Here is a 26,454-nt window from a genome sequence, read left to right as displayed (position 1 = left end):
TAGTGGCTTTACTAAATAAAAGGCTGATCGCAACAGCAGTTGCCGCTTTTCTTAGCTGGAACAGTATTGCTTTGGCCGATGTGGCCGACACCCTACCGGATATCGGCACCACGGCCGGCGAGACACTGTCCATCAATCAAGAACTACAGATGGGCGATTTCTACGTACGCCAGCTCCGGGCCAGCGCGCCATTAATCGATGACCCGCTGCTCACGCAATACATCAATGGCGTGGGACAACGACTAGTGGCTCATGCTTGGTCGGTAAAGACTCCCTTCCATTTCTTTCTTATCCAGAACGATGAGCTGAACGCCTTTGCTTTCTTCGGCGGCAACGTGGTACTCCATTCTGCCCTGTTCCGTTATACCGATAACGAGAGCCAATTGGCCTCGGTCATGGCGCACGAAATTTCACACGTGACACAGCGCCACCTGGCACGTGCAATGGCCGATCAAAAAAGTACTGCACCTCTCACCTGGGTCGGTGCACTAGGATCTATTCTACTTGCCATGGCGAACCCTCAGGTAGGAATGGCCGCATTAACCGGTACTTTGGCCGGATCGCAGCAAGGGGTCATTAGCTTTACGCAAGAGAATGAGCGAGAGGCCGATCGTATCGGCCTGCAGGTACTCCAGCGCTCTGGCTTCGATCCCGAAGCAATGCCTGCATTCCTGCAAAAATTGGCCGACCAAACGCGTTTCTCTTCGACACCGCCAGAGATCCTACTGACCCACCCCCTGCCAGATAGTCGTCTAGCCGACGCGCGAAACCGGGCTAACCAAATGCCACGGCTGATCGTTCAATCGTCGCAAGATTTTTACTTTGCCAAAGTCAGGATCTTAGCGATGTACGGCTCAGAGCAGGAGAAGAACCAACTGGATGATGTGCTCAGTAACTACGATAAGGGCAATAGCCGCGAAAAATTAGCGGCAACTTACGGCCGTGCAGTGATGTTTATGCAAGCCAAAAGTAATGATAATGCAAAGCGATTAATCACGCAGTTGCTTAGTCAACAACCGACCAATCCTTGGTTTCTCGATCTCGCCACCGATATCGATATTGCCTTGAAACAACCCAATCAAGCGGTTAACCGGCTGACCAGCATCCCTAACTATGCGGCGAATCCTGTTCTTCGCGTCAATCTTGCTAATGCGTATCTCGAGGCTAAGCACCCAGCACAAGCCTTGGCGATCCTCAATCGTTATACTTGGGACTATCCGGACGATCCGATCGGTTGGGATCTGATGGTACAGGCTACCGGAGATCTCGGCATGACCAACGAGCAACGCTTCGCTCAAGCGCAAGGGTTAGCACTCAGCGGTCAATTGGATCAAGCTATCAGGGCCTTAAGCGATGCCAGCGGTCAAGAAAAAACGGGGAGCCTCGCACAGCAGCGCTATGATGCGCGTATCGATCAGTTACGTGTGTTGCAGCAGCGTTTTCGGCAATATCAGAAAGGATAGTGGTACAGGTGTGGTTAGCTAGCGGTTATGTGCCCTAATTATCCTTATTAATTTCTCGTATAAAGCCCTCTCTTTTTTTTCCGACTCCCCAAGCTGCGTCAATAAGACGAGTACAGACCGGCGAGGCGTTGCCATACTTTCACTCTCTATAATGCGTTTTTGGAAAACAGAGAAAAATAATAAAGGTAGCAATAGAGGGTATTAACCGTACAGGTTAAATACTGATAAACCTTATTGCACTTAGAAAAGTATTCATCCGTTTTCCCACCTAAAGCCCCAGCGCCTCTTTCACAAAAGGAATGGTTAATTTGCGTTGTAGACGAATGGATGCATGATCGAGCTTATCTAAGGTTTCAAACAGAGTACGCATTTCACGATCGAGGCGTTTAATCAGAAAGCGCCCCACATCCTCCGGGAGTTCGAACCCACGAATGCCAGCACGCTTCTGTAAGGCCAAGACTTTTTCATCATCGTTTAGCGGCTGTAACCAGTAAATCTGCCCCCAATCTAACCGAGAGGCCAAATCTGGCAGCTGCAGATCGAGCTGGCGAGGCGGCGCATTACCACTAATTAATAGCCGCGTTTTCCCCATTTCCAGAATACGGTTATACAGGTCGAAGATCGCCATCTCCCATTCCTCATCACCGGCGATGCAATGAATATTATCAATACATACCAACGCGAGTTGCTCCATCCCCTCCAGCACTTCTGGCGAAAACCAGGTTCTCTTATCTAAGGGGACATAGCCCACCGCTTGTTCACGCGCCGAGAGTTCGCTACAGGCTGCATGCATCAAATGGCTGCGCCCGGCTCCTTCCCGTGACCAAAAGTAGATATAACCGCCCTGAGGCTGATTGAGAACCGTAGTAATCGACGCGAGTAACGCGGAGTTTGACCCGGGCCAGAAACTGGAAAAGGTTTCATCATCAGGTAGATAGAGTGGTAAAGAGAGTTGTGCTGGCGTGTTCAGAATAACCTCAATAATGGGAGCCAGTTAAAATCATAGGCAGTTTAGCATAACTTTTCGTAAGTGTTGACTGCGTTGAAATAGCGACGACCCTACCATTAAAAAAATAGGGGAAAGCTTTTCTACTTCCCCCTATTGAGTTAATCCTGGCTCACCGCTTCCGGCATCCAGCGTTCAATAAGATAGAAAATCAGGCTCAGCGCAATACCTACTACTGTAGCTAATGCCATCCCTTTCAGTTCAGCCGCGCCGATATGAATCGACGCCCCGCTCACCCCAATAATAAGAATAATAGCGGTAAGAATTAAATTTTTCGCTTTACTGTAATCGACTTTAGCATCGATCAATACGCGAATACCCGACGCGCCGATCACCCCATAAAGCAACAATGAAACGCCGCCCATCACGGGGACCGGAATGGCCTGAATTATTGCAGCGAGTTTCCCGACACATGATAGTGCAATAGCCATGATTGCCGCCCCACCGATTACCCAAGTACTGTAAACGCGAGTAATCGCCATCACGCCGATGTTCTCGCCATAGGTCGTATTCGGTGTCGAACCAAAAAATCCGGAGAATACCGTCGACAACCCATTCGCCAGCATCGAACGATGCAAACCCGGGTCGCGGATCAGATCGCGTTTTACAATATTCGCCGTCACTACGAGGTGACCCACGTGCTCGGCAATCACCACCAGCGCCGCGGGTAATATCGTTAAAATAGCCATCCATTCGAAGCGCGGATGATAGAACGTCGGCAAGGCAAACCAAGCCGCGTGTTGTACCGGCACCCAGTCAACCATACCGAGCGCCCCTGCGACGACGTAACCCGCGACCACCCCAATTAAAATCGGGATAATGGCGAAAAAGCCGCGGAATAATACGGCACCAAACACCGTCACGCCGAGAGTGATCATCGAAACGACTAGGGTATGGCTATCACTCACTGCTCCAGCGTCGGTCACTAAACCCGCCATCTTCGCCGCCACCCCCGCTAACTCAAGGCCGATGACTGCGATAATCGCGCCCATCGCCGCGGGAGGAAATAGGATATCCAACCATCGGGTGCCAGCATATTTAACGATTAGCCCGACCAAACAAAATAGCAGGCCGCAGACGATAAAGCCGCCTAACGCAACCTCATAGCCCTGGGGTAGCAACAACAATACGGGTGAGATAAAAGCAAAACTCGACCCTAGATAGGCGGGGATTTTACCTTTACAGATAAACAGATAGAGTAATGTGCCCACGCCATTAAACAACAGTATGGTGGCGGGATTGACGTGAAAAAGAACAGGAACCAAAACCGTAGAGCCGAACATGGCGAAAAGATGTTGTAGGCTGAGCGGAAGCGTTTGATACAACGGTAAACGCTCATCGACTTCAATAGTACGACGACGCATAGTCACCCCCTGAATTAGGCATAAAAAAACCGACCATTGGGTCGGCATTCACGAATAAAGACGCTTACTTAGTACCAAAAATTTTGTCGCCAGCATCACCCAATCCAGGGATGATGTAGCCGTGCGCGTCGAGGCCTTGATCGATCGACGCCGTGTATAACTCCACGTCAGGGTGGGCGGCTTCAAGTGCTGCAAGCCCTTCTGGAGCAGCAACCAATACCAATACTTTAATTGCTTGGCAGCCTGACTGCTTTAATAGATCGATCGTAGCAATCATCGAGCCACCGGTTGCCAACATCGGGTCAACCACCAATGCCATCCGCTCATCCATATTCGAGGCGAGTTTTTGGAAATAAGGCACCGGCTCGAGGGTTTTCTCGTCACGGTATACACCAACTACGCTAATACGGGCGCTAGGGACGTGTTCCAGCACCCCTTCCATCATGCCAAGACCTGCGCGCAAGATAGGCACGACGGTAATTTTTTTACCTTTAATTTGTTCAATCTCGACCGGGCCATTCCAACCGTCAACAGTCACTACTTCGGTTTCTAAGGTCGCCGTGGCCTCGTAGGTTAATAAGCTGCCGACTTCTGAGGCAAGCTCACGAAAACGCTTGGTGCTGATTTCATTCTCGCGCATCAAACCTAATTTATGGCGAACCAGTGGATGTTTTACTTCAACGATTTTCATACCTTCTCCCCGAGCAAAAAAAATAAACTGCTAAAAAATCGACGGATTATAGCGCTTTTTAAGCGATGGCGGTATGGCTGATGGCAAAATTACCCCGCTTTTTTCATGGGTATCCCCTTCGTTTAGACTTATCGTTACTCAAGCGAAACTGAGGCTCGCAAACGATTGCGACGACTGATAGAATAGCCGCGCTCTCATTTAATTACCAACCGCAACTCGCGTGGGGATTTTGCAGTGACCGACAAAACCACTCTTAGTTATAAAGATGCCGGTGTTGATATTGATGCTGGAAATGCACTAGTCGATCGAATTAAAGGTGTTGTGAAAAAGACTCGTCGCCCTGAAGTCATGGGTGGATTAGGCGGCTTCGGAGCACTCTGTTCACTGCCGACCAAATACCGTGAGCCGGTATTGGTCTCAGGCACCGATGGCGTAGGAACTAAGCTACGTTTAGCCATGGACTTAGGCCTTCACGATACCATCGGTATTGATCTGGTCGCCATGTGCGTGAATGATCTTGTCGTGCAAGGGGCAGAGCCTCTGTTTTTCCTCGATTACTACGCGACCGGAAAGCTTGATGTCGATACCGCGGCATCGGTCATTACTGGTATTGCGGAAGGTTGCCAACAATCCGGTTGTGCACTCGTTGGCGGCGAAACCGCCGAGATGCCTGGGATGTACCATGGTGATGATTACGATGTCGCAGGGTTTTGTGTCGGCGTTGTCGAAAAGTCCGAAATTATCGATGGCAGTAAAGTCGGTGCCGGGGATGTATTGATCGCCTTAGGGTCAAGTGGCCCGCATTCTAACGGCTACTCATTAGTCAGAAAGATTTTAGAAGTCAGCAACACCGACCCGCTAACCGAGCAACTGAACGGTCAATCTTTAGCGGATCATCTTCTCGCCCCAACGCGTATTTATGTTAAAAATACGCTCGCGCTCATCGAAAAATTTGATATTCACGCTATCGCGCACCTTACCGGTGGGGGTTTCTGGGAAAACATCCCGCGCGTATTGCCTGAAAATACCCAAGCCATTATCGATGAAAGTAGCTGGCAGTGGCCTGCGGTGTTCGGCTGGTTACAACAAGCCGGTAACGTGAGCCGTCATGAAATGTATCGAACCTTCAACTGTGGTGTGGGAATGATTATCGCTCTACCGGCGGCGGATGCCGAGGCGGCTATCGCTTATCTACAAGAATTAGGTGAAAACGCTTGGCAGATCGGCCATATCACAGAAGGGGATGCGGCTGAGCAGGTTGTGATTGCATGAAACGCATTGTTGTCCTGATCTCCGGATCAGGCTCCAACCTACAAGCCATTATCGATGCCTGCCAACTCGGCAGGCTCAACGCCGAGATCGTGGCCGTCTTCAGTAATAAAACGGATGCTTTCGGCTTGCAGCGTGCACAACGTGCAGGCATCGCTACGCAAAGCCTTGCCATCGGCGACTATGCTGATCGCCAGGCCTTCGATCGCGCATTAATGCAACAGATCGATAGCTATCAGCCAGACTTAGTGGTGTTAGCAGGCTATATGCGCATTCTGAGCTCATCGTTCGTTTCGCATTATCTGGGCCGGTTACTCAATATTCATCCTTCTCTCTTACCGAAGTATCCCGGTCTGCATACACATCGGCGGGCGCTAGAGAATGGCGATAGCGAGCATGGCGTGAGCGTGCATTTTGTGACTGAACAGCTTGATGGTGGCCCCGTTATTCTACAAGCCTCCATCCCTGTGCTACCTGATGATACTGAGCAGGATCTTGCCGAACGCCTGCTGATTGAGGAGCACCGGATCTATCCGCAGGTTATTCAGTGGTGGGTGGAAGGACGTTTATCCCTAAGAGGCGATCGAGCATGGCTCGATAATGAACCTCTCTAGCTCACCCATTTGAACAGGCCGCAGACTTATGCGGCCTTTTTTATCTTACTTCGCCATCGTCACAAAACGAATATGCGTCGGCGTACCGATTTGCAAGGTTGCACCCGTTGGTGACAGGTCACCGGTCTCGAGATCGCGCGCAAACTCCACCACATTATTCGAGTAAACGTTCGCCACGAACAGATAACGACCCGTCGCATCAAACGTAAAGTCACGCGGCTCTACGCCACCCGCGGAATAGGTTTTGGATGCAGACAGCTTACCTGTCGCCTTATCCACCGCATAACGAACAATCTGGTTCTTCTCGCCACGGTTGCCTACATATAAGAAACGACCATCTGGCGACAGTGATAGACCTGCGCCACTCATATCGTCAGGCTTAGTCGAATCAGTCAGTTTCTCAGATTGCAGTAGCTCAGTCTTCCCTTGGTTAAAAGAGTAGACCTTCACCTGCGCGGACATCTCCGTCGTGATGTACAGATGCTTACCATCGGCAGAGAATAAGCTATGACGAGGACCATCGCCTTCTGGGAAGTTGATAGTTTTATCTGCTAACAAGCTGAACGGCTGTTTAGCTTTAGTATCGTAGTGATAGACCTGGATCTTATCCGCGCCCAAGTCGGCGGCTAGCACGTACTGACCATCAATACTGAACGTGACCGAATGCGCATGGCCCGAAGATTGGCGTTCCGCAACTTTGTTACTCCCTTGGTTATACGGGAAGAACTGTTGGGTTTTACCTAAACGGCCATCGCTCTGTACAGGGATAGCGCTCACTCCAGCTTGTCCGTCTTTCGCGGAATAGTTAGCAACCAGTAAGTAACGACCATCACGACTCAACGCCGAGTGCGTAGGGTGCATGCCGCTGCTATCGACGGTATTCAATAAGGTTAACTCACCATTTTTCTCAAGATGGTAGGCGCTGACTTTACCGTCTTCAACCTCGTTGACGACGTAAACGCGCTGATGCGTAGCATCAATCGTCAGCCAGGATGGACTTTGCGCTGGCGTTAGGGCAATCGGCATCATGCTGCCATTCGCCGCGAGGCGTACCGTATAAATGCCTTGGCTAGGATAGAACGCTTTCTGGACGCGCGCGCCCTGTGCCTCACCGGTCCAAGAACCGACGAGAAAGGTTTGCTCCGCAATAGCGGGTTGCTGATTTAATAAACGTGCCTCATCCGCGCTCGCCGCTTGGTTGAACAACAGTGCTGCCGTAATCCCTAGGTATTTTTTCATTAATATTTCCTAACAATTAAATAAAGACTAAGAGTGGCGTAACTCATGCCAATTGGCAAATAAAAACCACTGCTGAATCACCGATAGACAAAAGTGGTGATTGATCGCCATAATGGTGAAGAGAAACTGCAGTCTGCGTTCTGTTATGATCAACGGAGTCAGGATGGGTCAAGAAAAGCTGTATCTAGATAAAGAAATCAGTTGGTTAGCCTTTAACGAGCGCGTGTTACAGGAAGCCGCCGATAAACGTAATCCGCTTATTGAACGCATGCGCTTTTTAGGGATCTATTCCAGTAACTTAGAAGAGTTCTATAAGGTTCGTTTCGCCGATCTTAAGCGGCGGATCCTGATTAGCGAAGAACAAGGCAGCCATAACGTCCCTCGACATCTACTTAAGAAGATCCAACAACGCGTGGTCGTGGCCGATCAGGAGTTCGATGTCCTGTATAATGACCTGTTATTGGAGATGGCGCGTAACCAAATTTTTCTTATCAACGAGCGGCAACTCTCGGCGAATCAGCAACACTGGTTAAAAATCTACTTCAATCAACAACTGCGCCAACATGTCACCCCGATTGTGTTAAATGCAGAAACCGACCTCACGCAGTTTTTAAAAGACGACTACACCTATCTCGCAGTAGAAATTATCCGCCAACAGGACCGACAATACGCCCTGTTAGAAATCCCTTCGGATAAAGTTCCGCGCTTTATCGATCTCCCTGCCGAGCCGCCGCGGCGGCGTAAGCCAATGATCCTTTTAGATAACATCATGCGCTACTGCCTTGATGATATCTTTAAAGGCTTCTTTGACTACGACCAGCTCAATGCGTATTCGATGAAGATGACGCGCGATGCGGAATACGACCTAGTGACTGAGATGGAATCGAGTTTACTGGAGGTGATGTCCTCCAGCCTTAAACAGCGTCTTACTGCCGAGCCGGTACGCTTTGTTTACCAACGCGACATGCCCCCGGAAATGGTCTCGCTACTCTGTGAAAAGCTCTCGATCACCAATTTCGACTCGATTCTTCCGGGCGGCCGCTACCATAATTTTAAAGATTTTATTAAATTTCCGAATGTCGGAAAATCAAACTTAGAGAACAAAGCCTTACCCCCTATTCGTCACAAAGGGTTTAACGCGTTTCGTAACGGCTTTGATGCGATACGTGACCGCGATATTTTGCTCTACTACCCCTACCACACCTTCGAGCATGTGTTGGAGTTCCTGCGTCAGGCCTCTTTCGATCCTAGTGTGTTAGCGATAAAAATTAATATCTACCGCGTTGCCAAAGACTCGCGGATTATGGATGCCATGATCCATGCCGCGCATAATGGTAAAAAAGTGACGGTCGTAGTCGAATTACAGGCACGGTTTGATGAAGAAGCCAACATCTATTGGGCCAAACGGCTGACCGAGGCCGGTGTTCATGTGCTTTTCTCTGCCCCAGGCTTAAAAATCCATGCCAAGCTGTTTTTAATCACGCGTCGTGAAGGCGATAAAGTTATCCGCTATGCCCACATTGGCACGGGGAACTTTAACGAACGGACCGCGAGAGCTTACACCGACTACTCACTGCTCTCGAGTGACGCGCGGATCACCAACGAAGTCCGTCGCGTCTTCAACTTTATCGAAAATCCCTATCGCCCGGTACAGTTCGAGTACCTGATGGTTTCGCCGCAGAATACCCGACAAAACCTCTATCGCTTAATCGATACCGAAATCGCTAATGCACAGCAAGGGCTCGCGGCGGGTATTACCCTAAAAATCAATAACCTGGTCGATAACGGCCTCATCGACCGCCTCTATGCCGCCTCGGGGGCCGGAGTGAAGGTCAACTTACTCGTCCGTGGAATGTGTTCACTAATACCCAACATGCCGGGGATCAGTGAAAATATACATATTTACAGCATTATTGACCGCTATCTTGAGCACGACCGCGTCTACGTCTTTGAGAACAATGGCGACCCGAAAGTCTTCCTCTCCTCTGCTGACTGGATGACCCGCAATATCGATAATCGGATCGAAGTCGCCGTCACTATTCTCGATCCGAAGGTCAAGCAACAGATCTTAGCGATCATCGCTATTTTGTTTAGTGACACCGTTAAAGCGAGAATTATTGATAAAGAGCTTACAAACCGTTATCGTCCGCGCGGTAACCGACGTAAAGTTCGGGCGCAGCTCGCTATTTATCATTACATTACTACCATTGAAAGCACCGACTAACTTATGCCTATAAGCCAAAACAGCCCTGAAAAACCACAAGAATTTGCAGCCATTGACCTTGGTTCGAACAGCTTCCATATGGTCATTGCGCGCGTTGTTGATGGTGCAATACAAGTCCTTGGCCGTTTAAAACAACGCGTCCATCTTGCTGATGCGATTACTTTAGATAATCAGCTCACCGAAGAAGGAATTGAGCGGGGCTTAAATGTTCTCGCGCTTTTTGCTGAACGATTACAGGGCTTCGCTCCCGCAAATGTCTCTATCGTAGGCACTCACACGTTACGCGTCGTCGACAACGCCGAAGAATTCCTCAATCGGGCAGCGGAGGTTATCCCGTATCCCATTGATGTGATATCCGGTAACGAGGAAGCGCGTTTAATTTTTATGGGCGTCGAGCATACGCAGCCGGAAAAAGGCCGTAAGTTAGTCATCGATATCGGCGGTGGCTCCACTGAGCTGGTGATCGGTGAAGATTTTGAACCACAGCTCATTGAGAGTCGTCGCATGGGCTGTGTGAGTTTTAGTAAACTCTATTTTCCCGGCGGAAAAATCAGTCATGATAACTTCCGCCGCGCTCGCCTAGCGGCGGTACACAAACTTGAGACTCTCGCCTGCCAATATCGTCAAGCCGGTTGGCAAGTGGCAATGGGCGCTTCAGGCAGCATTAAAGCGGCCTGCGAAGTACTGGCCGCACTCGGCGAGAAAGAAAAAGTGATCACCCGCGATAGTCTCGCGTTGTTGTGGGAGAAAATCAGCGATTTCGATACCATGGATGAGCTCGATTTACCGGGGCTATCCGACGATCGTAAGTCCGTCTTCGTACCGGGATTAGCTATCCTCTGCGGGATCTTCGATGCCCTACAGATCAAAGAGCTGCTTTATTCAGATGGCGCGCTACGTGAAGGCGTCCTCTATGAGATGGAAGGCCGTTTTCGCCATCAAGATATCCGCAAACGCACCGCATTAAGCCTTGCCGAGCACTACGTCGTCGATCGCGACCAAGCCAAGCAAGTGTTGGAAACGACGCGAGTCCTACATCGTCAGTGGGAGAAGCAGAACCCCAAGCTCGCCAATAAAGCCCTCACCGCACTACTCGAATGGGCGGCGATGTTACATGAAGTCGGCTTAACGATTAACCACAGCGCGATGCAACGCCACTCGGCCTATATTTTGCAACATTCGAATATGCCCGGCTTTAGCCAACAACAGCAACTGCTGCTGGCGACGTTAGTCCGTTTTCACCGTAAGGGCATTAAAACCGACGACGTTCCGCGTTTCACTGCCTTTAAGCGTAAACAGTTTTTTCCGCTGATATTCTTATTACGCCTCGCCATTCTCTTGAATAACCAGCGTCAGGCCACTACACGCCCAGAAAAACTCTTATTGCATACCGATGAAGGCCACTGGACGTTGATCTTTCCAAAAGAGTATTTCAATCAAAATGCGCTAGTTCAATTAGATCTCGAGCGTGAACAAGCCTACTGGGCGGAAGTAACGGGATGGCAGTTGAATTTAAGCGAAGAAAAATAGCGCTTTACGCTGAGGTAAGTATGACAACACATCCAAAAGTAGAGGCTCTGCACCCTATCAAGCTGGCTGCTCCCCACCCCGAAGTCGTCGCGCTAGTGCCTCGATTGGTCGAAGGGGAGATTTTGGATCTTGGCTGTGGCTCCGGTCGGCATGCCCTTTACCTGCAACAGCAAGGTTTTCCCGTTACCGCATGGGATAACGACCTACTGGCCATCCAACACTTAACGCAGCTGAGCGCCAACGCCGCGCTCACGGGAATTACTGTTGCAACGCCCGATCTAAACCACCACCGGTTTAATGGCCAGTACCACGCTATTGTGGCAGTGGATACCTTAATGTATTTAGACCCCTCGGTGATCGGTCAGTTGATTGCCGATATGCAAGCAGCCACCCTTAAGGGGGGATACAACCTTATCGTCTGCGTGATGCGCGATGAACACCAAGCCAGTCCAGTCGAGTTCCCGTTTAGCTTCAGTTCAGGCGAGTTAAGCCATTATTATCGACGTTGGCATATTGTTCACTATCATGAACAGCTAGCGACTTGGTCCCCTCCCGCTTCGCCGACTGAACCAATATCGCTACGCTTTGCAACCTTATTGGCGCAAAAAATCTCGATTAAAGCGTTGTAATCTGCCGGAGGGATGATACCGGTTACTGTCTTCCCTCCGCTAACCCTGGAACCTTTTGATGAATAACTCACCCTTAAGTCGTCAGAAAAAGAAAAGCCGATCATTGATTCGAATTGTCTTCTGGTTAAGTCTAGTATTACTGGTAGCACGACTGATTTGGGTCCTGCCTGCTGCGTTTGACCATCACCGGGCCAAACAAGAAAGTACCGGAGCGCAACCCAAGGTCTCAGCCCCTTATCAGGCTACGCCTAGCCCCTAATTTATGACAATAAGGATATCTTAGCCCAGCTGAGAATCACAAAGGATGTAATATGTCAGAAGTGTATAGTCAATTACTGGCCCAACGCCGCCAGAATATTTTAGAGTTAGTGCTCAACAACCCATTATTGGTTGATAGCCTGCTAGAACCTGAAAAAAAACTGACTAACTCACAAGTTAAACAGGTCGCCCAACAGAAGCAACAACTGATCGAGACCGTTCTGGTGCTGCATGCTGCGGATATCGCGGATATTTTGGAGTCAATGCCAGAAGAAGCGCGACAAGCGGTATGGCAGATAATTCCTGTAGAGAACCGTGGGCGGATCTTAGTCGAGGCTTCTGAAACGGTCTGGGAAAGCCTGATTGAATGTATGAGCGATAAGCAGACCCTACAAGCTATCGCTCCCCTCGACCTTGATGATCAGGCCTGGTTATCGCGCTTTTTATCCCGCGATCTCACGGGAAAATTGTTAACTGGCCTTGAACCTAAGCAACGCGCACGTATCTTACAACTGATCGGTAAAGATCGTGGTGGCGTGGCGCAGGTGATGGACTTCAACATTATCACGGTGCGGCCGAATGTCACCCTTGGCGTGGTGCAACGCTATTTACGTCATCTGAAGAAAATTCAAAGTGGTACCGATAAGATCTTTATTATCGATCACCAAAATCAGCTTCTAGGCGAACTCCTTCTCACCGATATTCTGCTGCACACTCCCCACGCGAAGGTATTGGACGTGATGAATCCTCATCCTGTGACCTTCCAACTTGATGAACAGGCTGAAAATGCCGCCAGTGCCTTTGAGCGGTATAACCTTATCTCCGCAGCAGTGACCGACGGTGAAGGTAAATTGATTGGCCGGATTGCGATTGAAGACATCATCGACTTAGTCAATCAAGAGAACGAAAACAATATCCGGAAGATGGGCGGGATACGCGAAGAAGAAGATGTGTTTGCCCCGGTGGCGAAGTCGGTCAGAAACCGGTGGGCATGGTTAGCCCTTAACCTCTGTACCGCCTTTTTCGCCTCGCGGGTAATCGGTTTATTCGAAAATACTATTGCTCATCTGGTCGCCCTAGCAACCTTGATGCCGATCGTCGCTGGTATCGGCGGTAATACCGGTAACCAGACGATTACCATGATCGTTCGTGCCTTAGCCCTCCATCAAATCGAGCCGAGCAACTTCTCCTTTCTGTTTTTACGGGAAATTGGTGTCGCACTGATCAACGGCATCCTCTGGGGGGGCGTGATGGGTGGCATCACTTACTTGATGTATCACAATCTGGCACTCAGCGGCGTAATGATGCTGGCGATGGTGCTTAACCTCCTGCTGGCGGCCTTTATGGGCGTTATGATCCCACTGATTATGACCAAACTTAAACGCGATCCCGCCATCGGCTCTAGCGTACTGATTACTGCCACCACCGATACTGGCGGCTTCTTTATTTTCTTAGGATTGGCCACGCTGTTCTTACTGCATTAATTCCCTGTGGCACGGTTCGCGCCGTGCCCCCCGCTTTTAGATTTTTATTCACTGAATCATGGAACCGGTTTTTGATTGGCCATCAGAACCATTGCTGCGCCTAACGGTAAAAATGTTTCAAAATTTAATTATTCAAATAAATGAATAATTAATCTAAATCGGGCTAACTAATCATTGCCCCCCCACCAAAAAGGCTCTATATTGGCCGCGCTTTTTTTAGCACACACTTTTAATTATTTTATTTAATCAATTGGGGCTGAGCGCAGCCTTGGTTGTGGGAGAGATATGATGACGGATAAGGTCCGTATTGAAACTTTAGATGCCACCTCTTTCAAGGGGAACAACGATCAATTCTTGGCGCGTCAAGCAGAATTTGAATCGAATGTCAGAAGTTATCCACGCAAGTTGCCTTTAGCGATTGCTAAAGCGAACGGCGTCTGGATCACCGACGTTGAGAACAAAGATTATCTTGACTGTCTGGCTGGAGCAGGAACCTTAGCATTAGGCCATAATCATCCTGATGTCCTGCAAAGCATCCAAAATGTTATAAGCAGCGGCTTACCGTTACATACCTTAGATCTGACGACTCCGTTAAAAGATCAATTTTCAGAATATCTCCTCTCTTTGCTCCCTCACCAGGGTAAAGATTACTGTCTACAATTCACCGGCCCGACCGGTGCAGATGCTGTCGAAGCTGCCCTTAAATTGGCGAAAAAGACCACGGGCAGAAACAGCGTCATCAGTTTCTCCGGCGGCTACCATGGCATGACCCACGGTGCGCTATCGGTCACCGGAAACCTCGGACCGAAAGAAGCCACCAGCGGTATGATGACTGAAGTGCAGTTTATGCCTTATCCGCATCTTTATCGTTGCCCACTGGGGATTGGCGGTCAAGCGGGGATCGATGCACTCGGCTACTACTTCGAAAATCTAATTAATGACGTCGAAAGTGGTGTTCGTAAGCCCGCTGCGGTGATCTTAGAAGCCGTTCAAGGCGAAGGTGGGGTTAACCCAGCGCCAGTCGAATGGTTACAACGAATCCGTAAAGTGACGCAAGAACACGGCATTCTGTTAATCGTCGATGAAGTCCAAGCGGGCTTCGCTCGTACCGGCCGTTTCTTCGCCTTCGAGCACGCAGGAATCGAACCCGATATTATCGTGATGTCTAAAGCGGTAGGCGGCGGTTTACCGCTCGCGGTACTGGGCATTAAGAAAGAGTTTGATGCTTGGTCACCGGGTCACCACAGCGGCACCTTCCGCGGTAACCAACTGGCGATGGCCACCGGTCTTACCACGCTGAAAATCTTGAAAGAGCAAGATATTGCTGGTCAAGTCGCGGTCAAAGGTGAGTGGCTGAAGGCGCAGTTAACCCAACTGCAAAAACGCTTCCCGCAAATCGGTCATATCCGGGGTTTAGGTTTAATGATCGGTATGGAAATTGTGAAACCACAAGCTCCCACCGACCACTTAGGCTGCCACCCTGCCGACCCTGAGCTGGCGGTACTACTGCAGAAGAAATGTTTCGAAGCGGGGCTCATCCTTGAGCGCGGCGGACGCAACGGTTGCGTCTTACGTCTTCTGCCATCACTACTGATTAGCCAAGTTGAATTGACCTTGTTCCTCGAAAAGTTCGAGCAAGCGTTATTAAGCGCCGGCCTGCAACCTCAGGGATAATTATGACCAACCCTATCCTTACCGGTACGCCTGAAAGCCTTCAGGCCTATCAAGAAGCGATGACACAGAGCCAGCAAGCCGTCGCGGCTTGGCTTCAGCAGCCGGAAATGTATCAAGGCAAATCCGTTGCAGAACTTCGTGAGCGCATTAACCTGCACTTCACGGCTGAGGGCTTAGGTAACAAAGAAACTATCGACCGTGCGGTGGAGTATTTTCTGAAGGACAGCCTAGCGGTCCATCATCCACAGTGTGTGGCGCATCTACACTGCCCAAGTTTGGTGATTAGCCAAGCGGCGGAAGTGTTTATCAACGCCACTAACCAAAGTATGGACTCTTGGGATCAAAGCCCGTCGGCTACCATCATGGAAGTGAAACTGGTCGAATGGCTACGCAGCCAAATCGGCTACCCGGCGGGTGACGCCGGGGTCTTCACCAGTGGCGGTACTCAGAGCAACATGATGGGACTGATGTTGGCCCGCGATGCGTTTTTCGCACGTCGTGGCCACTCTATCCAACAAGATGGCTTACCGAATAACCTGCGTAACTATAAAGTTTTCTGCTCTGAGCACGCGCATTTCTCTGTGCAGAAAAATATGGCCCTGATGGGTCATGGTTACCAGTCGGTCGTGCAGATCAAAACCGATGAGTATTCGCGTATCGATCTCAACGATCTCTTGGAAAAGCTGGCAACCGCGAAAAGCCAAGGCGAAGAAGTGATGGCTATCGTTGCCACCGCGGGAACGACTGATGCGGGGGCGATCGATAACCTTACGGCTATCACCACCTTAGCGGCTGAGCAAAATATCTGGGTACACGTCGATGCAGCGTGGGGCGGAGCCTTACTGCTGTCGGAGAAATATCGTCACTGGTTAGCCGGGTTAGAACAGGCTGACTCGGTCACCTTAGATTTCCATAAGCAATATTTCCAAACCATCAGTTGCGGCGCGTTCCTACTAAAAGATCCGAAGCACTACGAGTTAATGCGCTATCAAGCGGCATACCTTAACTCAGAGTTCGATGAAGCACAGGGTGTCCCTAACCTCGTGTCGAAATCATTACAAACCACTCGTCGTTTCGATGCATTGAAACTGTGGATGGGTCTTGAGGCGCTCGGGCAAAAGCAGTATGCCGCGATTATTGATAATGGTGTGACCTTAGCACAAGATGTTGCCGCCTATATCGAAAGCATGGCTGATGTTGAGTTAGTGATGAAGCCTCAGCTGGCGAGTGTCCTGTTCCGCGTTCGTCGTGATGGCTTTGACGATACGCAAACGGCGCTGTTTAATCAGAAGATTGGCGATGCACTGCTTGACTCTGGACGGGCGAATGTCGGGGTGACCGAACACAACGGCGTGACCTGCCTAAAACTGACGTTACTGAATCCTACTGTGACGGTAGACGATATTAAAACGCTGTTAGCGTTAGTCTTGCAAACGGCAGAAACGCTGTAGAGATACAACAAGGCCCCTATCAACAGGGGCCTTTTTCTTATCCTACGATGAAATTCCTTGAATAACTACCTTGCCTAAAAAAGTACGGCTGCCTGTCTGAGCCAAGCACCTTCCCCACTGATAGCTGACTTCGCCTTTAGGCGTGAACACACCACACTGACCGATAGGGTTAAGTTACGCCTCTGCCTCGCGTAGGTTATCCCCGCTTGAGGCGTAATAATACTTATTGAACCCAGATTTAACTGCAGCGCTATTTATTACCCTAAGATGCGATGGTCGCAGCGAAAGAAACTCTCGGCCACTAGAGAGTGCGGCGAGGTGAAGGCGGTATGGTCAGCGTATAACTCAGATTAGTCGACGCCGAAGGTTTCGGCGTATTTTGCAGGGCACTAGGTTGATACTGTCGTGGGGAAGAGTCGTCAGCTCTTTAGCGACTTTCGTGAGGTATGAGGAGATCTCATACCTCACTTGTGCTTCTCAGCCGTTACTTATCTCAATTGAGGTTAAAATTCAACGCTTGCACTGAGGACCACATTACGCGTTTGCCCCTCTGAGACACGTAAGTTTCCGCCACTTGACGTGTAATAGTGTTTATTAAAGAGGTTGTTCAAATTAAGTTGTAAATGCGTTTTCTTCCCTAACAGTTGGTTATCCCAACCAATAAAGGTGTCCGCAACCGTATAGGCTGGCAGACTGAAACTATTATCCGGGTCTCCTGCACGTGTTCCCATGTAACGCACCCCACCACCGAGACGGAAACTCCCTGGTAACGAATGAATAGTGATGTTATGGCTTAAATACACCCCACCTGAATTTTGTGGCGCGTTTTGTAGAAGATTTCCGTTATTGTCTGAATTATTTTTGTCATTAACAATTTTCGCTTTGCCGTGACTATAATTCGCACTGAAGTCCCAACCTGGATAAATTTCACCGTTCAGTTCGAACTCAACGCCAGTTGAACGGGCTTTATCCACAGCATAAGTATCGCCGTTTAAATATAAGGAAAGATTACGCTCATCAATACGGTAAAGTGCAACAGTGGCTAATAATGATGGCGTCAGCTGCCACTTACTGCCAACTTCATAAGAAGTTCCTTCCTCAGGCGCACCAATATTCCCGTTATCATCTGGGTTAGTCGACGGTGTAAAAGATTTACTCATACTGCCGTAGAAAGATACATCGGGTGTCAGCTTATACACTAGCCCAGCCTGAGGGAGAAATTTGTTACCTTCATCGTCGTAACTAAGCGTCGTCGGGATCCCTTTCGTTTCTCGTTGTTCATAATGTTGATAACGAGCACCTGCAACAAGTATCCACTGTTGTGTTAATTCAATATTATCTTTGAGGTAAATAGAATGGTTATGAACTCTATTCAGTAGGTGTTTATCGGCTGATTTTTCTGTTGTGCTGTCCGTAACGGTTTGTAGGCCATAGACTGGGTTGTCGAGTGTAAAATCGCTGTTCTTTTTACCATTATAAGCGTGTGCACGGTACGTTTGGTCCATTTCATAATCGGTCCCAACGACAAGGTTATGCGTCATACCCAGGATTTTTGGCGTACCAATCATATCCCAAGACAGATATTTTGTTTGATGATTAAAACCGCGGAAAGCATCCGCACGACGGGTTACGACTCCCGTGGTCGTATTCACCGCCGTAGTCGTCACATTATCGCTATTGTATTTACGCTGGTTAAAGCCACCGGTAATACGTGTCGACCACGTATCATTGAACTGATAATCCCAATGTGAACTTAGGGTTTGCGTACGTCCCCATGCTCGGTTTGAGTAATCATCAAGTCGTGTTTTATAGCCAATATTAACGGGTTTACCCTTAATAAACGCTGTCCCGCGATCATAGGGAATATCGTATTGGTAATTTTCGTAGGTAATATTAAAGCTCGCCTTCTCACCGTACCACTGCAATGAAGGAGCGAGTAAAGTATGTTTATTATTGCCAAAACTACGCCAATAATCCTGATCTTGCTTCTCGGCAATAAAGCGAAAAGCGAAACCATTACCTAATGGACCGGTAATATCAATATTTCCAGCACCACCCCCCGTACCGTTATAGTGCCCACCCACTATAGTGCGCCATTGATATTCCGGTTTTTTACTGACAACGTTGATCATTCCCCCGGGATTTAGAATACCGTATAACAATGAGGAAGAACCTTTTAATACCTCAACGTGATCCGTTGTCTGATCGAAGTTTAATCCCTCACTACTGCGAATACCGTCGCGGAAGACAGAACCATCAGCATTAAGCCCAAAACCACGGCGAATAATGCCATCTTCAGTCTGACCTAGGGTGTTCGACTCGGAAGTTCCGCTGACAAAACGCATCGCTTCAGACACAGTTGTGGTTTGGAAATCTTGAAGCTGCTGTTGAGTCACAACACTGACCGACTGCGCTTCATCCAATTTTGAAGTAGGAGTTTTACTTGCGATAGACGTTGTTGGGCTAGAGTAGCCATCACCGTCATCCGTCTTATTAGCCGTAACGGTCAGCGTATTATTGTTAGTCTTATCGGTACTCTCGGCAGCGTAACTTCCCGCTGAAGAGACTAATGCTCCGCCATAAACCGCAAGCCATATTTTGCTTAATGGACGCTTGTAATGAGACATATTTCTGTCGTGCTTCATATCTACTATTTCCCAGGCGAATAAGGTCTTTTTTATAATTAGGATCGTCCCTTCCCCCAGCAACAGGCTGTAAAGGATGAGGGTATTGCGTTTAAGTGGTATGACGTCGAATAAATAAAAATACACACATTGATGTAATTGAGAATCATTCAATCACGAAGTAATGTAGTAGTATAGTTATTTTAAAATTAATTCACTACAGACCATCATTGACTGAAAACGGCGATTAAAAAACCGATTCCATCGCATTTCCACAGAAAAATAGCGGTATTACCACGACACCTTCTCTACATCGGGATATCGATGATCAATTACATCTTGACTACTACAGTGATTATTATCAAAATCACTACAAAGAGAATGAGAGTCATTCTTAGTTAAAAAGAGTCGATGCATTAATGTCATTTCCGCTTGCTACCGAAAATCTCTGCGCGGGTTACGATAAACATCAAGTCATTCATGATGTTACCCTCACTATTCCCGCGCGAAAAACCACCATCATTGTCGGTGCCAACGGCTCTGGAAAATCAACATTGCTGCATACTCTCGCCCGTCTTAAACCCGCGCTAGACGGTAAAGTATTGCTAGAAGGATGCGACCTTTCGCAGCTTAACCGCCGGGATATCGCTAAACGAATGAGCTTTCTAGCGCAATCCTCACCGATTCCCGACGCGATTAAGGTCTCCGCGCTAGTGGCTCGCGGACGTTTCCCTTGGCAAGGTCTTCTACATCAATGGTCGCCGCACGATGAACAGGCGGTCAATGAGGCACTGCAGCTCACCGGGCTAACGGCCTTTAAGGATCACCCCGTCGCGGCACTTTCTGGCGGGCAACGCCAGCGCTGTTGGATTGCCATGACGCTGGCACAACAAACGCCCCTTTTGTTACTGGATGAGCCGACGACCTATCTCGATTTACGCTATCAGGTCGAGGTACTGACGCTGTTACAAACGCTCACCCAGCAGCACAATAAGACCGTGGTCATGGTGTTGCACGATCTCAATTTCGCCCTCCATTTCGCCGATAGGCTCCTGTTCGTGAAAGCTGGCAAGGTCATTGCCCAGCTCGATGATGCTAACGACTGTACTGCAGAGCTGATTGAGGAAACCTTCGGCGTGCGCACCCACTTGGTTAGCGATCCGCGTACCCATAAGCCGATCGTCGTTCCGCATTGGTCAGCCAATGAAGGTTAGATCATTGCCCTTAGCTTGGGTGGCCGCCGTCTTATTACTCTTGCTGACCCTGCTAGCCTTTGCCGAGCTGAGCATAGGTGCGATGCACTTCTCTGTGGATACCCTCCTGCATGCGCTTTTTCACTATCAACCCACGGTGTTCAGCGATCGCATTATCGTCGATATTCGCCTATTACATCTGATTGTCGCTGCCGTGGTCGGAGCCTGCCTTGCGATGGCGGGGTATTTGCTGCAAACGATTATCGGTAACCCGTTAGGTGAACCGCATATTTTTGGTCTTAATGCAGGGGCCTCACTGGCGGTGGTGGCCTGTAGCGCCTTCGGTAATGCGCTATTACTCTCGCCGTTTTTACGTCCGCTGATTGCGGCCATCGGCGGTGGTGCCCTATTTAGTGCAGTATTATTCGCCGCCTACCTAAGCCGACAAGGGTTAGCGGTCGTCACCACGACACTGTGTGGGATTACGCTCTCAGCGTTTGCTGCCTCCCTGACCTCGCTTCTCTTGCTGTTCAATGAGCAGACGTTACAAGCTACGTTGCTCTGGTTAAATGGCGATATCGCGGGCTTAAACTGGTCTGCGGTCTATGCCACTTTACCGCCCTTTCTACTGGCGGTAGTCGTTGCGTTCCTGGTCTCACCCGCGCTCTGTGTGCTAAGTCTTGGCGAACAGGTTGCCGAGGGGCTCGGGGTTCGAGTACTGCGTTCACGGATTATAGGGCTTGGGGCCATCGCGCTATTTTGTGGGATCGCCGTCTCCTTGGCCGGTCCGATTGGCTTTGTCGGCTTAATCGTCCCCAATATCGTCCGCCAGCTTATTACCGTGCAACCGCGTAGTGCCTTGTGGGTCAATGCCTTGATGGGGGCTGTGCTATTACTGGTGGCCGATCTCTGCGCGCAGCATCTGCTCGGGAGCCAGTCTTTAGCCACAGGTACCGTCACCGCACTCCTTGGCGCACCGGTTTTCGTGGCATTGGCAGTGAGGTATTTTCGATGAGGCGTTCATTGCTACGTTCAGCGGATAAACCGCTACGTCTTGGCAGTATGAGTATCCTACTCTCCCCTCACGCCCTGTTAGCGGCTAGCCTATTCGCGCTAGTCATTGTGCTGCTGCTGATTTTCTCACTGACTCAGGGTGAGTTACCTCTCTCGCTTCGTGAAATCTATGAGCAACTTACCCATGCACAGGCTACCGCCTCACTCAATCAAACGCTCTTTTGGCAAATGCGTCTACCGCGCAGCGTGGTGGCGATCATTGCCGGAGGAGTATTAGGCGCCGCCGGGGCGGTAATGCAATCCACCACGCGTAACGGTCTAGCGGATCCCTCGTTATTGGGGATCAAGGAGGCCGCCTGCTTAGTGGTATGGATCGAGTTATTATTTTTTCCGACGCTCTCCCCACTATGGCGGCCGATCTCCGCCATGATCGCCGGCTTACTGGTAACAGGCATCGTTATGTTATTGGCCAGAGGGACCGCAAGCTCAAGATTTATTTTGATCGGTATTGGGATAAGTTGGGGGCTGAATGCACTGCTAGGCGTCATCTTGACGACGCTCGACCCGAAACAGGCGCAACAGCTGATGCTGTGGATGGCGGGTAGCCTGCAACACGCCACCCTCGATACGGCGCAATTTATGTTACTTATCGCGCTGCCCATTTTCGCGCTCCTACTCTATAGCTGCCGAGCCAGCACTATCCTGCAACTGGGAGACGCGACCGCAACCTCCCTCGGCGTTAATCCCCTACCGATAAATAGGCTGCGGGTGATAAGCGCGGTGATCTTAACGGCACTAACGGTCTCAACAGTGGGAAGCGTTGGGTTTATTGGTTTGATGGCTCCCCATCTTACGCGGCGGATCGTCAGCGGCGGACAAAGCTACTTACTCTGTGGCAGCGCACTCGTTGGCGCGCTATTGCTGCTGCTGGCCGATTGCGTAGGCCGTCTAGCCTTCGCCCCGACTCAACTGCCCGCGGGGATCATCGTCGCCTTACTCGGCGGCCCTTTTTTATTCATCTTATTGTGGAAACGCGCCACACACCGTTAACGACCAGGAGTCAGGATGCGCTCAGTAATATTACTTTTAGGACTTTGTGTGAGTCTCATCTGTACGGCGGCGGCCCCTCCCACCCGCCACTTTCTGGATGATGTTCAGCGCGATGTGGTGATCCCACAGCAGCCGCTGCGTATTATTTCTTTGCATGACTTAGATATTACGATCCCGCTGCTGGAACTCGGCGTAACGCCCGTTGGTAGCCATGGCCGCCTATCGGCGCAGGGCAAACCCTATCTGCGATCAGCAAAACGCTTAACCGGGCTCGATTTCGATAATACGTCTATTCAATATTTAGGTACTGCTGATATTAACCTTGAGAAGATCGCAGCATTACATCCGGACCTGATTATTACCGAGCCGAGCCGCACCACCGACCTACAGCAGTTACAGAATATTGCCCCAACGGTGAGCATCGATAACCGCCAAGGTGGGCCAGTAAGACTCTACCAACGGTTAGCCGACCTCACGCATACCCAAGGGAAATATCAACAGTTAGTGAGCAGTTATCAGGCACAAATTGCCGAATTACGGCGCTTACGAGGCGAACATCAGGTGACGGTATCCGTATTACAGGCCAACAATGGCAAGGTGAATATTCTGCATACCTATCATGCGCTAGGCCAAGTTTTGCGCGATGCCGGATTTAGTTTCCCAACACTTATCGACCAACTACCTGAAGAGGGACGCGCCAACCTTAATGCAGAGCAGTTACCGGCATTGGATGCCGATATCGTTTTCGATACATGGCGGGGGGACGGTGATTTGACCGCGCAGGATGAGCGTAAGGCGATGGACGCAGTGTTACCCGGGTGGTGCCAGTTTATGCAAGCGTGCCAACGGGGACATTGGGTAATGGTTGCCCGCGAGGATGCCATCGTCAATAGTTTTGCCTCGCTATCGAAGATGGTTGCCGTGGTCGAGACCAGCTTATCCGGGATGACCCTACCCCCGGCCACTCATTAAGGGAAGACTATGTCCATGCGACACGACTTATTTTCTGAGCGCTTACGCGCACGTATCGATAGCCTCTCTTCAGGCCTGCAACAAGTGCTGCTCTATATCGATCAACACCGTGCATTAGTGATTGAGAGCACCGCGTTAGAGATCGCCGCGGCCACGCAAACCTCAGATGCAACCGTGGTCCGTGCCATTCAAGCTATCGGCTTTAGCGGCTTGCGAGAATTGAAATCCGTACTGGAACAGTGGTTCGATCCCCCGTTAAACTCCGCCGATAAAATGGATACTACCTTGAGCCATCTTGCCGAGGATGTGAACCAATCGATCGACTATGTGGTAGAGGGCCATCTCACCGCCGTCCAAACCCTACGTAGCGGAGAAAATCGTCAGGCCATCGCCCAAGCGGTTTCTTTACTGGTCAATGCCCGACAATTAGCGATTTTTGGTATTAACGCTTCAGGGATCTTGGCGGAGTACGCTGCCCGCCTATTCCATCGCAATGGCTTGCCTACCCTCCCGCTTAATCGCTCTGGTATCGGCCTAGCTGAACAGCTGCTATCGCTACAACGCGGCGATGTGTTGATTATGATGGCGCAAAAATCCGCTCACCGTGAAGGGATGACGACGTTACGCGAGGCCCAGCGCCTAGGCGTTCCCGTTATATTACTGACCAGTGCTAAAGAGTCTAAATTCGTCCAGCAGGCCGATGTGGTGATTCATGTCCCGCGTGGTACAGAACAGAGCAATATGCCGTTACATGGGCCAGTGTTGGCTTGTCTCGAAATCTTGGTTGTCGCTACCGCCGCCTCAATGTCACAACGGGCGGTGAAGTCGATGAAAAGACTACAAGAATTACATCGTGGGCTAAAAAATACAGCATCAAAAAAATAGGGCGATTCCGAGTAAATAAAACGGTCGCTTCTTAGGCCTGAACTATACTTAGCGTTCTCTAATAATAACAAAGCTTCATCAGGGATAAGCTATGCCTAGACTTTCACCTTCCGATGCGGAAAAACTGGTTTCCTCGGATACGATTAAACAACGCCTATTTTTTATCGTCCTCGTTGCCACGATGGGGGCGCTTGCCTTCGGTTATGACACAGGGATCATCTCGGGAGCCCTCCCGTTTATGACGCAACCACTCGATCAGGGCGGATTAAACCTGACGCCATTGACCGAGGGACTCGTCACTTCTGCATTAATTTTCGGTGCGGCGGTAGGTGCCTTTATCAGTGGTTTCGTTTCAGACCGCTTCGGCCGTCGCGTCACCTTGCGCACGCTCGCATTAATCTTTGTCCTCGGTGCACTCGGTACGACCCTTGCGCCGAACGTACATATCATGATTATGATGCGATTCTTGCTGGGAATTGCGGTCGGAGGGGGATCATCGACCGTTCCGGTATTTATTGCCGAAATTGCCGGGCCTCGTCACCGTGCACCGCTGGTCAGCCGCAACGAGCTGATGATCGTCGCCGGGCAGTTAACCGCCTACATCGTCAGCGCCCTGATGAGCGTTTTGCTGCACGACAACCATCTGTGGCGCTATATGCTAGCGCTCGCCACGGTACCTGGCTTGCTGCTCTTCATCGGCACCTTTTTCGTTCCAGGCTCGCCACATTGGCTGGTAGCCGAGGGACGACTACGTGAGGCGGTACGCATCATGCGCCGCCTACGCCGGTCGCGTAAAGAGGTACGTAAAGAGATCAACCAGATGCGTGAGCAAGCTAAAGCCTCACGCGAAGGACCATCGACCAAGGAGCTACTCAAAGAGCGCTGGGTCGTACGTCTTTTATTATTAGGGATCGGTATGGGCGCAGTCGCTCAGTTTACCGGCGTCAACGCCTTTATGTACTACACGCCGATCATCCTAAAAACGACGGGAATGGGAACCAACGCATCCTTAACCGCAACTATCGGTAATGGTGTCGTAGCCGTAATTGCCGCGTTAATTGCTTTGAAGGCCGTCTCTCATGTGAAGCGTCGTTCGATGTTAATTTTCGGCCTGCTCGCCGTGATCCTGATGCAATTAGCCTTGGGTTCCGTACTCATTTTCCTACCGAAAGACATGACGCAGAGCTATTTAGCACTCGGTTGTATTCTGTTATTCCTATTCTTTATGCAGATGTGTGTCGCCCCCATTTACTGGTTATTAATGTCTGAGCTCTTCCCGATGAAGCTTCGCGGTGCTCTCACCGGTATTGCGGTAGCCTGCCAATGGATCTGCAATGCGGCGGTGGCCTTTATTTTCCCGCCGATGCTCTCGGCGATCGGTAACCAAAGCTTCTATGTTTTCGCTGCCATTAACCTGGTTTCTCTGGTCTTCGTCTTCTTTTGCCTACCGGAGACGAAAGATAAATCTCTTGAAGAGATCGAAGCCATGATGCGTAAACGTTACGGTAAGAAAGAGGAAGTCCCCGCTAACGTTAAGAGTGCCTAACTTAAGCAAAACGCCCACTTCGGGCGTTTTTTTTGCCATATTTCTGACATGTTGATCTGTTGTACTCTCTCTGTCTGATTACTCGTGAGGTGTACCATGCAACGTCTCTGTGCTTACCTACTCTCTGCCAATTATCCTAAATATATTAAGCGTACGGCTTTTCGTCTCGCACTCTGGCATGCCCATAGCCTACGCTAACGTTGTCAGGGGAGATGGACTCCCCTGCATTTTACAACTCGATATTGTCATGTGCTCTGCACGAAGAGTATTGTGT

21 protein-coding genes are annotated in these 26,454 nt (G+C 49.9%); 16 read left to right on the top strand and 5 right to left on the bottom strand.

Features of this window, described 5'->3' with window-relative positions:
* The first annotated feature begins 2 nt into the window (after positions 1–2).
* Entirely contained in the window at positions 3–1,463 is a 1,461-nt protein-coding gene (bepA, locus tag HGT70_RS03455; protein ID WP_425328675.1) for a beta-barrel assembly-enhancing protease, read from the top strand.
* Positions 1,464–1,731: 268 nt separating this feature from the next.
* Here the strand turns inward: bepA and hda are convergent, their stop codons facing one another.
* The 3 genes from hda to upp form a co-directional block, all read right to left on the bottom strand.
* Complete coding sequence (gene hda / locus HGT70_RS03450; protein ID WP_214195197.1) at positions 1,732–2,433, bottom strand: DnaA inactivator Hda; 702 nt, start codon at positions 2,431–2,433, stop codon at positions 1,732–1,734.
* A 137-nt stretch (positions 2,434–2,570) separates the two neighbouring features.
* A complete protein-coding gene (gene uraA, locus HGT70_RS03445; RefSeq protein WP_214194897.1) occupies positions 2,571–3,833 on the bottom strand; it encodes a uracil permease in 1,263 nt (420 codons plus the stop codon).
* 64 nt (positions 3,834–3,897) lie between these two features.
* Positions 3,898–4,524, bottom strand: coding sequence for a uracil phosphoribosyltransferase (gene upp, locus HGT70_RS03440; RefSeq protein ID WP_071431038.1), 627 nt, complete (start codon positions 4,522–4,524; stop codon positions 3,898–3,900).
* 234 nt (positions 4,525–4,758) lie between these two features.
* Here upp and purM point away from each other — a divergent pair, with 234 nt between their 5' ends.
* Together purM and purN are read left to right on the top strand one after the other, a co-directional pair.
* A complete protein-coding gene (purM, locus tag HGT70_RS03435) occupies positions 4,759–5,796 on the top strand; it encodes a phosphoribosylformylglycinamidine cyclo-ligase (RefSeq protein WP_214194896.1) in 1,038 nt (345 codons plus the stop codon).
* On the top strand, positions 5,793–6,407 hold the full coding sequence (purN, locus tag HGT70_RS03430; RefSeq protein ID WP_214194895.1) for a phosphoribosylglycinamide formyltransferase: 615 nt from the start codon (positions 5,793–5,795) through the stop codon (positions 6,405–6,407). The genes purM and purN overlap by 4 nt, the downstream gene beginning before the upstream one ends.
* A 45-nt stretch (positions 6,408–6,452) precedes the next feature.
* Here purN and HGT70_RS03425 read toward each other — a convergent pair whose 3' ends face one another.
* A complete protein-coding gene (locus HGT70_RS03425) occupies positions 6,453–7,646 on the bottom strand; it encodes a lactonase family protein (protein ID WP_214194894.1) in 1,194 nt (397 codons plus the stop codon).
* Between the two features lie 163 nt (positions 7,647–7,809).
* Between HGT70_RS03425 and ppk1 the strand changes: the two genes are divergently transcribed.
* The 7 genes from ppk1 (at position 7,810) to HGT70_RS03390 (ending at position 16,896) form a co-directional block, all read left to right on the top strand.
* Entirely contained in the window at positions 7,810–9,870 is a 2,061-nt protein-coding gene (gene ppk1, locus HGT70_RS03420; RefSeq protein ID WP_071431046.1) for a polyphosphate kinase 1, read from the top strand.
* Positions 9,871–9,873: 3 nt separating this feature from the next.
* A complete protein-coding gene (locus HGT70_RS03415) occupies positions 9,874–11,400 on the top strand; it encodes an exopolyphosphatase (protein ID WP_214194893.1) in 1,527 nt (508 codons plus the stop codon).
* Positions 11,401–11,420: 20 nt separating this feature from the next.
* Complete coding sequence (locus HGT70_RS03410; RefSeq protein ID WP_071431050.1) at positions 11,421–12,029, top strand: methyltransferase domain-containing protein; 609 nt, start codon at positions 11,421–11,423, stop codon at positions 12,027–12,029.
* Positions 12,030–12,087: 58 nt separating this feature from the next.
* A complete protein-coding gene (locus tag HGT70_RS03405; RefSeq protein WP_071431052.1) occupies positions 12,088–12,288 on the top strand; it encodes a YfgG family protein in 201 nt (66 codons plus the stop codon).
* A 52-nt stretch (positions 12,289–12,340) separates the two neighbouring features.
* Positions 12,341–13,771: a magnesium transporter gene (mgtE, locus tag HGT70_RS03400; protein ID WP_214194892.1), complete on the top strand. Its 1,431-nt coding sequence runs from the start codon at positions 12,341–12,343 to the stop codon at positions 13,769–13,771.
* Between the two features lie 288 nt (positions 13,772–14,059).
* Positions 14,060–15,445 (top strand): diaminobutyrate--2-oxoglutarate transaminase, encoded by a 1,386-nt coding sequence (locus HGT70_RS03395; RefSeq protein ID WP_198363458.1) that lies wholly within the window; start codon positions 14,060–14,062, stop codon positions 15,443–15,445.
* A 2-nt stretch (positions 15,446–15,447) separates the two neighbouring features.
* Positions 15,448–16,896: a pyridoxal phosphate-dependent decarboxylase family protein gene (locus HGT70_RS03390; RefSeq protein WP_241569600.1), complete on the top strand. Its 1,449-nt coding sequence runs from the start codon at positions 15,448–15,450 to the stop codon at positions 16,894–16,896.
* A gap of 503 nt (positions 16,897–17,399) precedes the next feature.
* Here HGT70_RS03390 and HGT70_RS03385 read toward each other — a convergent pair.
* Positions 17,400–19,541, bottom strand: coding sequence for a TonB-dependent siderophore receptor (locus tag HGT70_RS03385; protein ID WP_214194891.1), 2,142 nt, complete (start codon positions 19,539–19,541; stop codon positions 17,400–17,402).
* Positions 19,542–19,939: 398 nt separating this feature from the next.
* Here HGT70_RS03385 and HGT70_RS03380 point away from each other — a divergent pair, with 398 nt between their 5' ends.
* The 6 genes from HGT70_RS03380 (at position 19,940) to HGT70_RS03355 (ending at position 26,180) form a co-directional block, all read left to right on the top strand.
* A complete protein-coding gene (locus HGT70_RS03380) occupies positions 19,940–20,734 on the top strand; it encodes an ABC transporter ATP-binding protein (protein ID WP_214194890.1) in 795 nt (264 codons plus the stop codon).
* A complete protein-coding gene (locus tag HGT70_RS03375; protein ID WP_214194889.1) occupies positions 20,724–21,728 on the top strand; it encodes a FecCD family ABC transporter permease in 1,005 nt (334 codons plus the stop codon). The genes HGT70_RS03380 and HGT70_RS03375 overlap by 11 nt, the downstream gene beginning before the upstream one ends.
* Positions 21,725–22,777 carry a FecCD family ABC transporter permease gene (locus HGT70_RS03370; protein ID WP_214194888.1) on the top strand — a complete coding sequence of 351 codons (1,053 nt, stop codon included), beginning with the start codon at positions 21,725–21,727 and terminating at the stop codon, positions 22,775–22,777. The genes HGT70_RS03375 and HGT70_RS03370 overlap by 4 nt, the downstream gene beginning before the upstream one ends.
* A gap of 15 nt (positions 22,778–22,792) precedes the next feature.
* Complete coding sequence (locus HGT70_RS03365; RefSeq protein ID WP_071431067.1) at positions 22,793–23,749, top strand: ABC transporter substrate-binding protein; 957 nt, start codon at positions 22,793–22,795, stop codon at positions 23,747–23,749.
* A gap of 9 nt (positions 23,750–23,758) precedes the next feature.
* Positions 23,759–24,634, top strand: a complete 876-nt coding sequence (locus HGT70_RS03360) for a MurR/RpiR family transcriptional regulator (RefSeq protein ID WP_071431069.1) — start codon at positions 23,759–23,761, stop codon at positions 24,632–24,634.
* Positions 24,635–24,725: 91 nt separating this feature from the next.
* Positions 24,726–26,180, top strand: a complete 1,455-nt coding sequence (locus tag HGT70_RS03355) for a sugar porter family MFS transporter (protein WP_071431070.1) — start codon at positions 24,726–24,728, stop codon at positions 26,178–26,180.
* Positions 26,181–26,454 lie beyond the last annotated feature (274 nt).

The sequence above is a fragment of the Rosenbergiella collisarenosi genome (assembly GCF_018494085.1).
GTDB classification, from domain to species: Bacteria; Pseudomonadota; Gammaproteobacteria; order Enterobacterales; family Enterobacteriaceae; genus Rosenbergiella; species Rosenbergiella collisarenosi.
The sequence above is the reverse complement of the archived record's forward strand: the minus strand, read 5'-3'. Positions and strand labels throughout refer to the sequence as shown.